The sequence below is a fragment of the Vibrio hepatarius genome, from assembly GCF_043642085.1.
GTDB lineage: Bacteria > Pseudomonadota > Gammaproteobacteria > Enterobacterales > Vibrionaceae > Vibrio > Vibrio hepatarius_C.
Genome location: NZ_JBHZSA010000012.1, coordinates 84,960 through 93,878 on the forward strand (window position 1 = coordinate 84,960; position 8,919 = coordinate 93,878).

At 45.6% G+C, this 8,919-nt stretch carries 8 protein-coding genes and 1 riboswitch; all 8 genes read right to left on the minus strand.

What is annotated here, in order from left to right:
• Positions 1-37: 37 nt before the first annotated feature.
• The 8 genes from thiH to ACHUFZ_RS18175 all read right to left on the minus strand — a co-directional run bounded on the left by thiH (position 38) and on the right by ACHUFZ_RS18175 (position 8,555).
• Entirely contained in the window at positions 38-1,150 is a 1,113-nt protein-coding gene (thiH, locus tag ACHUFZ_RS18140; protein ID WP_394128241.1) for a 2-iminoacetate synthase ThiH, read from the minus strand.
• An 11-nt stretch (positions 1,151-1,161) separates the two neighbouring features.
• A complete protein-coding gene (locus ACHUFZ_RS18145; protein WP_394128242.1) occupies positions 1,162-1,929 on the minus strand; it encodes a thiazole synthase in 768 nt (255 codons plus the stop codon).
• Between the two features lie 5 nt (positions 1,930-1,934).
• The gene (gene thiS / locus ACHUFZ_RS18150; RefSeq protein ID WP_394128243.1) at positions 1,935-2,192 is read right to left on the minus strand and encodes a sulfur carrier protein ThiS; all 258 of its coding nucleotides are present in this window, start codon (positions 2,190-2,192) and stop codon (positions 1,935-1,937) included.
• Positions 2,193-2,240: 48 nt separating this feature from the next.
• Positions 2,241-3,002: a HesA/MoeB/ThiF family protein gene (locus tag ACHUFZ_RS18155; RefSeq protein ID WP_394128244.1), complete on the minus strand. Its 762-nt coding sequence runs from the start codon at positions 3,000-3,002 to the stop codon at positions 2,241-2,243.
• Positions 2,989-4,404, minus strand: a complete 1,416-nt coding sequence (locus tag ACHUFZ_RS18160; RefSeq protein ID WP_394128245.1) for a thiamine phosphate synthase — start codon at positions 4,402-4,404, stop codon at positions 2,989-2,991. Before ACHUFZ_RS18160 ends, ACHUFZ_RS18155 begins: the two co-directional genes overlap by 14 nt.
• Positions 4,404-6,344 carry a phosphomethylpyrimidine synthase ThiC gene (thiC, locus tag ACHUFZ_RS18165; RefSeq protein ID WP_394128246.1) on the minus strand — a complete coding sequence of 647 codons (1,941 nt, stop codon included), beginning with the start codon at positions 6,342-6,344 and terminating at the stop codon, positions 4,404-4,406. The genes ACHUFZ_RS18160 and thiC overlap by 1 nt, the downstream gene beginning before the upstream one ends.
• A gap of 163 nt (positions 6,345-6,507) precedes the next feature.
• A riboswitch (TPP riboswitch) is annotated at positions 6,508-6,606 on the minus strand.
• Between the two features lie 69 nt (positions 6,607-6,675).
• Positions 6,676-7,059 carry a fluoride efflux transporter CrcB gene (gene crcB / locus ACHUFZ_RS18170; RefSeq protein WP_053440702.1) on the minus strand — a complete coding sequence of 128 codons (384 nt, stop codon included), beginning with the start codon at positions 7,057-7,059 and terminating at the stop codon, positions 6,676-6,678.
• A gap of 113 nt (positions 7,060-7,172) precedes the next feature.
• Complete coding sequence (locus tag ACHUFZ_RS18175) at positions 7,173-8,555, minus strand: multicopper oxidase domain-containing protein (RefSeq protein WP_394128247.1); 1,383 nt, start codon at positions 8,553-8,555, stop codon at positions 7,173-7,175.
• Positions 8,556-8,919: the final 364 nt, after the last annotated feature.

Consider the following 8,919-nt stretch of genomic DNA (forward strand, 5'->3'; position numbering starts at 1 on the left):
ACGTGAAACATCAGCTCGCTTTTAACTAAAGATTCTTCTAACCAGAATAAGCCGAGTGCCAATCACGCCATACCGGGTCAAACCCCCTTGCGCGAATCATATCTTCAACCGAAGCAGCACTGCGTTCATCACTGATCTCAAACTGCTCGAGTTCAACCTCATCCATCGCATACCCTCCCGGCTGAGTTTTCGATGCGGCAGACATGCTAGTCACTCCCAGAGGAAGCACATTGTCCCTAAATGTTGCCGACTCGCGAGTCGACAGTGACAATTCAACTTCAGGGTTCAACAAACGATAAGCGCAAATTAGCTGCACTAGTTGCTTATCAGTCATAACAGACTTAGGTTGAAGACCACCTTCACAAGGACGTAAACGTGGGAAAGAAATTGAGTAGCGAGTTTGCCAATAGGTTCGTTCTAAGTAATCTAAATGAGCTGCAACATAAAAACAGTCGGTACGCCACTCTTCCAAACCTATCAAGGCGCCAATACCAATCTTATCGATACCCGCTTTAGCAAGACGATCGGGTGTATCCAGTCGGTATTCAAAGTCCATCTTATTGCCACGTAAATGGTGCTCGGCATAGGTCGAAGGATGATACGTTTCTTGATAGACCATCACTGCATCCAAACCCAATGTTTTCAGTTCAGCGTATTCATCTTGATCAAGAGGCTGCACTTCCATCGCCAAATAGTTAAAGTGTTGCTTGATCATAGGCACCATTTCGCGGAAGTATTTCATGCCAACTTTGGTCTCGTGTTCGCCGGTGACAAGCAATACGCTATCAAACTTCATACGTTTAATCGCCTCTACTTCAGCAGCCACCTCGTCGCTATTCAAAGTGCGACGCTTGATACGATTCTCCATGGAGAAGCCACAATAGGTACAAGCATTAGCGCATAGGTTAGACAGATACAATGGAATATAAAGCGACATGGTATTACCAAATCGCTTGCGAGTTGCCGAGTATGACAACTGTGCCATTTGCTCTAAGTACGCTTCAGCGGCTGGCGAAATCAGTGCTTTGAAATCTTCCAAATCGCGCTTAGGTTTATTCAATGCCCGCTCGACATCTTGTGCCGTTTTGGCGTAGATCGACATCGAGATATCATCCCAATTTAACAGTTTAAACTGTTCGACGAAGCTCATGATTACCTCGCTTATAAGTCATCTAAAAAGGAAGTCAGTGGGCTCGATGCAACCGCATGAGAAACCTTTCCAGCCAGACCAGCCTCATAAGCCATACGACCCGACTCTACCGCCAACTTGAATGCTTTGGCCATGACAACCGGATCGCTCGAAGCCGCAATCGCTGTGTTAACTAATACAGCATCTGCGCCCATTTCCATCGCTTTTGCCGCATGAGAAGGCGCACCTATTCCCGCATCAACAACAACCGGGACATTGGCTTGATCGATGATAATTTCCAAGAAGTCATGAGAGACGACTCCCTTATTGGAACCTATCGGTGCCCCTAATGGCATGACCGCTGCACAGCCAACTTCTTCTAGGCGCTTACACAACACAGGGTCGGCATGACAGTAAGGTAATACTATAAACCCTTGACGAACAAGTTGCTCTGCCGCCGCAAGTGTCTCTATTGGATCAGGCATTAAATATTTTGGGTCCGGGTGAATCTCCAATTTTAGCCAGTTAGTGCCTAACGCTTCTCGCGCAAGCTGGGCAGCAAATACCGCGTCCTTAGCATTCTTTGCGCCTGATGTATTGGGTAGCAAGTTTACACCGGATTCAACTAATGGCTGCAAAATGTCATCTTGCTGGTCATTCACATCGACGCGCTTTAAGGCCATGGTAGCCAGTTGCGATCCCGATACTTGAATCGCTCTGGCCATCAACTGACTATTGGCAAATTTTCCCGTGCCCGTGAACAAACGCGATTCGAATTGTTTATCTCCAATTTTTAGCATCGATATTAACCCCCTGCGATCGCTTGAAACAGAGAGATACTATCTCCCTGTGAAAGTACTGTGCTCGCCCACTCACTGCGCGGCACAACATTATTATTGATTGCAAAAACACAGCCCATTTCAGGAAGTTCAAATTGACTGATGATTTGATGTAGATTCGAATCAGTTGCAACTTGGTGTGATTGCTCGTTAATAGCAATGGTTATCACACCTGTATCAGCAGCAAACTCTGGTGTACTTGATTGTTGTAACGATGATGTCATTGCTTGCGACTCTCATATTCTTCGATATTAGGTATAGATGGATGCGAACTATCTCTTAGCACAAACTTGGCATTGGTTATCTTTTTGTATACTCATGGTTTGCCATTGCATACGTAAGCCATCAAATAGATGCAACTGAAATGGTTTCACGTGAAACATGCCTGTCGATAACCTTTGAATAGCAGCTAGTGCTTGGTAATTACCAAGGGTGCCAACGACGGGTCCAACCACACCACTATCAGTGCAGCTTTTCTCTTGTTTGACCTCGTCGAAAGGATATAGGCAGCGATAGCATGCCTTATCATCCACTGTCGCTTGGTAATCAAAAACCGCGAACTGCCCTTGCCAACCAATAGCCGCGGCTGAGATGAGTGGCGTATCTTGCTCGAAGCAAACTTGATTGATTAGCTGACGAGTCGGCATGTTATCACTGCAGTCCAACACCACATCCGCCAACATTACTTCTAGCTGCAGTTGCGCTTTGTCTAATCGTTTGTTGATGGCCCTTACTTGAACCATCGAATTGAGTTCATTGAGCTGTCTAACTGTTGCTTGCACTTTCGCAACTTGGAGGTCTTGCTCGCGATAAATCACCTGTCGCTGTAAGTTGCTGCTATCTACCTCATCATCATCAACGACAACAAGCTTGCCGACACCAGCCGCAGCTAAATACAAACTCGCTGCGCTCCCTAACCCACCACAACCGGTGATAAGTACATGCGAATCACTCAAACGCGCTTGTCCAATTTCTGCTATTTCTGGCAAAGCGACTTGACGCTGATAACGGAGGAACTGCTTATCCGTGAGCATGTTCATCCCTCTTGATGTCCACCAGTTCGTTTTTCTGATCAGTAAACATCTGTTGCCTTCCCTTCATCAACTGTGCGAAAAATTCGATGACGGACTGAGGTGATTCTGCCAGCGTGATTGCACGAACCACCGCCAGACTAGAGACGCCTGTCTGCCAAACTTTCTCAGCATTAGATTGATCAATGCCACCGATCGCAACCGTCGGAACCCCAAGCCTATCGCAACTTATCGCTTTATCTTTTTCTTGGTGGAAGCCACACTCTGTAGTTCCGTAAGGAATGCTATCAATCAGCTTTTGGTACATTGCCAAGCGCACCAAACCTTGTGGCTTAGAGGGCATCTGTTTAGTCGTGGTTGGAAATATATGCCCTAGCGCGATGTAGCTAGGGTGAATTTGTACAATGCGCAGTAATTCGTAATAGCCGTGGGTAGAAAGACCAAGACGAATACCAGCTTGGGTTAGCTTAGCCAAATTCGACTCTTCTATGTCTTCTTGTCCGAGGTGAACACCGTAAGCACCATGCTTGATTGCAAGTTGCCAATAGTCATTGATAAACACTTGTGCTTGGTACTGTCGGCCTAGTTCAACCGCTCGGATGATCTGCTGTTCTAAGTCGGCTTGTTGTGGCTCCTTGATTCGCAGTTGAATGGTATTGATACCTAATGGCAGTAAGCGCTCAATCCAAGCAACATCATCAACCACCGGATAGAGCCCTAAACCTTGCTTTGTTAAGGTTGGAAAGCTGATGCTCTCGCCATACGCTGACCATCCAACCTGGATACCTAAGCGGTCATCTTCCAGCACTGGGGTTGGAAAATCATCAAATTGGTCAGCCCACAAAGTAGATTGTCCTTCGCCAAGGTTGCCGCTCAATAGTGTTTCACGTGAAACCTTTGTTTGTTGAGCTGTCATTCCTCGAGCAAGTGTTAGCGCGTCTTCGATAGGAAAATCGAGTACTGTCAGCGTCACTACCCAAGCAAGATGGTGATCAGGTACGAAAATCGAGCGGGCTTTAGATTTAACAGAAAGTGCTCTCACCTCGTCATTAATTGGGTGACGCCAGATATCAAGCTGAAGCACTTCGTCTTTTTCACCGGAAACCTCGTTATCAACAATACCAATATAAATCGCTTTCGATGGTTGCTTTGCACACGCTTCAAGCGATAAAGAAGAACGATAATAGAGCGCTAATGAACGCTCGGGCTCAGAGTTAGACCCATCAATAAGGTCGGTAACTACGTGTGTAACCTGTTGGTCGCGAACAAGCTGAATAGATTGAGTTGGGCTGACACCCAACTCAAAATCTTCAATGCAAAAACCCTGTTCTTTCGCCAACAACAGACATTGCTGAACTAAGCCTGTTAGTTCAAGCAAAGATGACGGAATAAGGATTTTACTCATTAATCACTTACCTCGGCATGTGCTGCTGGGTGATATAACTCAGAACCCGTATCTCTAAATTCTTGCGATTTCTGACGCATTCCCTCGAGAGGGTCATCAAGCATTTTGATTGAGATAGCTTGGTCCGCTGCAACTTGCTCAGTATCTTTCGCGTACTCTCGAACTTCTTGAGAAATCTTCATTGAGCAGAACTTTGGTCCACACATCGAACAGAAGTGTGCAACCTTGCCAGACTCCTGAGGTAAGGTTTCGTCGTGGAAAGCACGAGCTGTCTCTGGGTCAAGTGACAAGTTAAATTGATCTTCCCAACGGAATTCGAAACGTGCTTTAGAAAGCGCATTATCACGAACTTGAGCACCAGGGTGGCCTTTAGCTAAATCAGCCGCGTGTGCTGCAAGCTTGTAAGTGATCATACCCACCTTAACGTCTTCTTTGTTTGGTAAGCCAAGGTGCTCTTTTGGTGTTACGTAGCAAAGCATCGCGCAGCCATACCAACCAATCATAGCGGCGCCAATACCTGAAGTAATATGGTCATAACCTGGAGCTACATCTGTGGTCAGTGGACCTAATGTATAAAACGGAGCTTCATGACAGTGTTCTAGTTGCTGTTCCATGTTCTCCTTGATCATGTGCATTGGAACATGACCAGGACCTTCAATAATGACCTGCACATCGTATTCCCATGCAATTTTGGTCAGTTCACCAAGGGTGTGCAGTTCAGCAAATTGAGCTTCGTCGTTTGCATCAGCAACCGAGCCCGGACGTAGGCCGTCACCCAAAGACAATGCCACATCGTACTTAGCACAGATTTCGCAGATCTCACGAAAATGGGTGTATAAGAAACTTTCTTGATGGTGTGCAAGACACCATTTCGCGATGATAGAGCCACCACGAGAAACAATGCCGGTAACGCGTTTTGCAGTCATAGGTACATAGCGAAGTAGTAAACCGGCATGGATAGTGAAATAGTCAACGCCCTGCTCTGCTTGCTCAATCAGAGTATCGCGCATCACTTCCCAGTTAAGGTTTTCCGCAACACCGTTCACTTTCTCAAGCGCTTGGTACATAGGTACGGTACCGATTGGAACCGGACTGTTACGTAGAATCCACTCACGAGTTTCGTGAATATTACGCCCAGTAGAGAGATCCATAACGGTATCTCCACCCCAGCGTGTCGCCCACACCAGCTTCTCAACTTCTTCTTCAATCGAAGAAGTCACTGATGAATTACCAATATTGGCATTCACTTTAACTAGAAAGTTACGACCAATAATCATTGGCTCTGATTCTGGGTGGTTAATATTGGAAGGAATAATGGCGCGACCTTCGGCGACTTCTTTACGCACAAACTCCGCAGTAATGTCTTTTGGTAAGTTAGCACCGAAGCTTTGACCCGGATGCTGTTGACTTAATACTTCATCGCGATACTTTGCGCGCCCCATGTTTTCACGCAGCGCGATGTATTCCATTTCTGGGGTAATAATACCTTTGCGAGCATAGTGCAATTGGGTTACGCACTGGCCATCTTTAGCACGTCGAATTCGTGGTAGATTACCGTAACGAAGATCGTCTAGCGTCTCGTCTCCTAAACGTTCTTTGGTGTATACAGAGCTCACTTCGTTGAGTAATTCAGTATCAGCACGCTCTTCAATCCACCCTTCTCTTAGCTTTGGTAAGCCATTGTAAAGGTCTATGGTGTGTTCTTGGTCTGTGTATACACCTGAGGTGTCATAAACGCGTACTGGCTCGTTAGGCTCGAAAATTGGCGCGTCTTTTGTGCCTCCAATAAGGCTATCGGCTAAGGAAATTTCGCGCATCGGAACGCGAATATCGGGGCGTGATCCCTCAACATAGACTTTGCTTGAGTTTGGGTACGGTTGTACCGAGAGTGTATCTATAAACTGTTTTGCTTCCAGTCTCGCTTGTTTGCGACTCGACATAGCATTTTTCCTTGCTTTGTTATTCTTAGATAAAAAGTAACGGGATAAAAATGCTTGGCGGAAAGATGCGACAAGAGGAATCGAATAATGGCCTAGGCGCGTGACCTAATGACCTACAACGGCATTCGATTATTTGATAGGTAAACCAGATAGAACTCTGATGTAGATATCTTCTCTTGTTCCCTTCGCAGATATTAATCTGATCAGGTTCAACGGATCCCGAATTAACGGTCTCAGCCTTATGGCACTCCGACAAGTAGAACGAGTATATAAAATCGGCTTGGGTAAACCAAGCCGACCTGACTAAAAAGGTGTCACTTTTTGAACAGTGCTAGCTTTTGATCAGCAATTGAAAACCAATCCAAGCAGCGGAAATACTCAGTACAACATTGAGTAGAACGTTAAGTCCCATCTTAAAAAAAGCACCTTGCTGCATAAGAAGCACGTTATCCATCGAGAAGGTTGAGAAGGTGGTTAAAGCGCCGAGGAAGCCAAGGCCGATAATCTGACGCCAAGGTTCAGTCGCCAGCATTTCGTTTTCAAAAGCGGCAATCAAAAGACCCATAATAAACGAGCCCACAACATTAACCGTTAGAGTTCCGTATGGGAATCCGCGCCCTAGTAGCAATGCGCATAGTTCAGCTACCAAATATCGTGAACACGCTCCAAATGCCCCACCAATCGCGATGAAGCCCAATATAGAAAGCTGTCCCATCATTTCCTCCAGTTAATATTTTTGTACATAGTAGTCGCTAACTAACCTATTTTTACAAGTTTAAATCAACAAATAGCCCAATAAACTAGTGAAAAATTCAAAAGTTACAGGAGTCACTTTAATTCGATGTATCCCATAAGCCCGGTTTTCATATGCTCAATGACATGACAATGATACATCCAGCGTCCGGGGTTATCAGCAACAAATGCGGCTTTCGCACTGCCATTCTTACCAAGCAGTACTGTGTCGGTATGAAATGGCTCAGCAACTTTTCTTCCATCTAGCTCGAGCACGGTGAACGTATGACCATGAATATGAATGGGATGATGGTATTGAGTGACGTTCTTGAGATTAAAGATATAAGTCTTACCGAGATCAAGCGTCGCTAATGGTGCAGGAATATTATCTTTACTCATCCCCTCCCAAGCGCGCTTATTGGTCAACCAAAATTTAGGCATCACTTTACCATCTTTGCCTACCGGGCTTACTGCACCTTCCCATTCAAAAACAAAGTCTATTTCTTCAGCACTATCGAGAGCTAACTGAGGAACTGGGTTAAGAGGCAATGTCGGGATCGGTTGCTGATCTGGAAGATCCGAGGCGATCACTTTAAAGTCGCATAGAGCAAATGGGAAACGCCCTTTCATTTGACGTACGTATACACGCTCTCCTGCTTTGGGAGCAGTAAAAGCAATATCAACCCTCATTCCTGGCCCTATCTTGTGCTGTGTAAGCTTATAGGGCGTTTTAATAGGGTTCCCATCAATTGCTATCACCCAAGCATCAACACCTTCTATAGCAATAGGATAAGTGATCGTATTATCGACATTAGCTATTCGAATCCGTGTCGTGGCATTAGCCTTAAGAGTATAAGTTGGCTCATGGACTCCGTTGACGCTACTCCACTCACCCGGCGTTCCCATACGGGCACTAAGACGTGGGATCATTAAGTCTTTCCACTGACCTTGCTTATCCAGATGCCAATGTTTGAGCATCAATTCATGCTCCTCATCAAACTCAACTGGAATTGCTTCTTCAACAATAATTAAACCAACTAATCCCATACCGAGCTGCTTTACGCTATTCATATGGGGGTGATACCAAAATGTGCCAGCATCAGGAGGCGTAAAACGATAGACAAAGGTTTCACCTGGCATTATCGGTGGCTGACTTAGAAATGGCACGCCATCCATTTCTATAGGGATTCTAAGTCCATGCCAATGAATCGTCGTAGGCTCAGAAAGTTTATTGGTAAACCTAATCGTGACCTCTTGCCCCTGACGACAACGTATAGTTGGAGCGGGTATTTGACCATTAAAGCCTAAGACATTGGTTTGAAAGCCAGGTACAAGCTCTGCAGTTGCAGGCTGAGCGGTAAGATCATATACAAGGGAGCCATTACTATCTTTAGTTCGAGTTATCGAACACGCTGGCAATAGACTAGCAGCTGAAATCGCCAAGCTAGATTTGATAAAATGACGACGCGAAATATTCATAAACTAAGACGTTACTGAGTAAGTTAGACGAGTAACAGTAACACCTTAGTAAGAATAATTCTCAATAAGATTAAAAGTTTGAGGAGTGCCAGCTCCTTAAACGAAAAAAGCCTTAGTCGAAAGACTAAGGCTTTTAATATGGCAGGGGTGGACCGGGATGGTGTTCCAGAGATTCGAACGCCCAACACGCACTGTTTTTGGTAAGTCGGGGAGTCCGCTGCTCTGCCAATTGAATACTTCAACACCAAAAAGCAAAAAGGCTCCAGTCTTTCGACTAGAGCCTTAAGTATGGCAGGGGTGGAGAGATTCGAACTCCCAACACGCGGATTTGGAATCCGCTGCTCTGCCAATTGGAGCTACACCC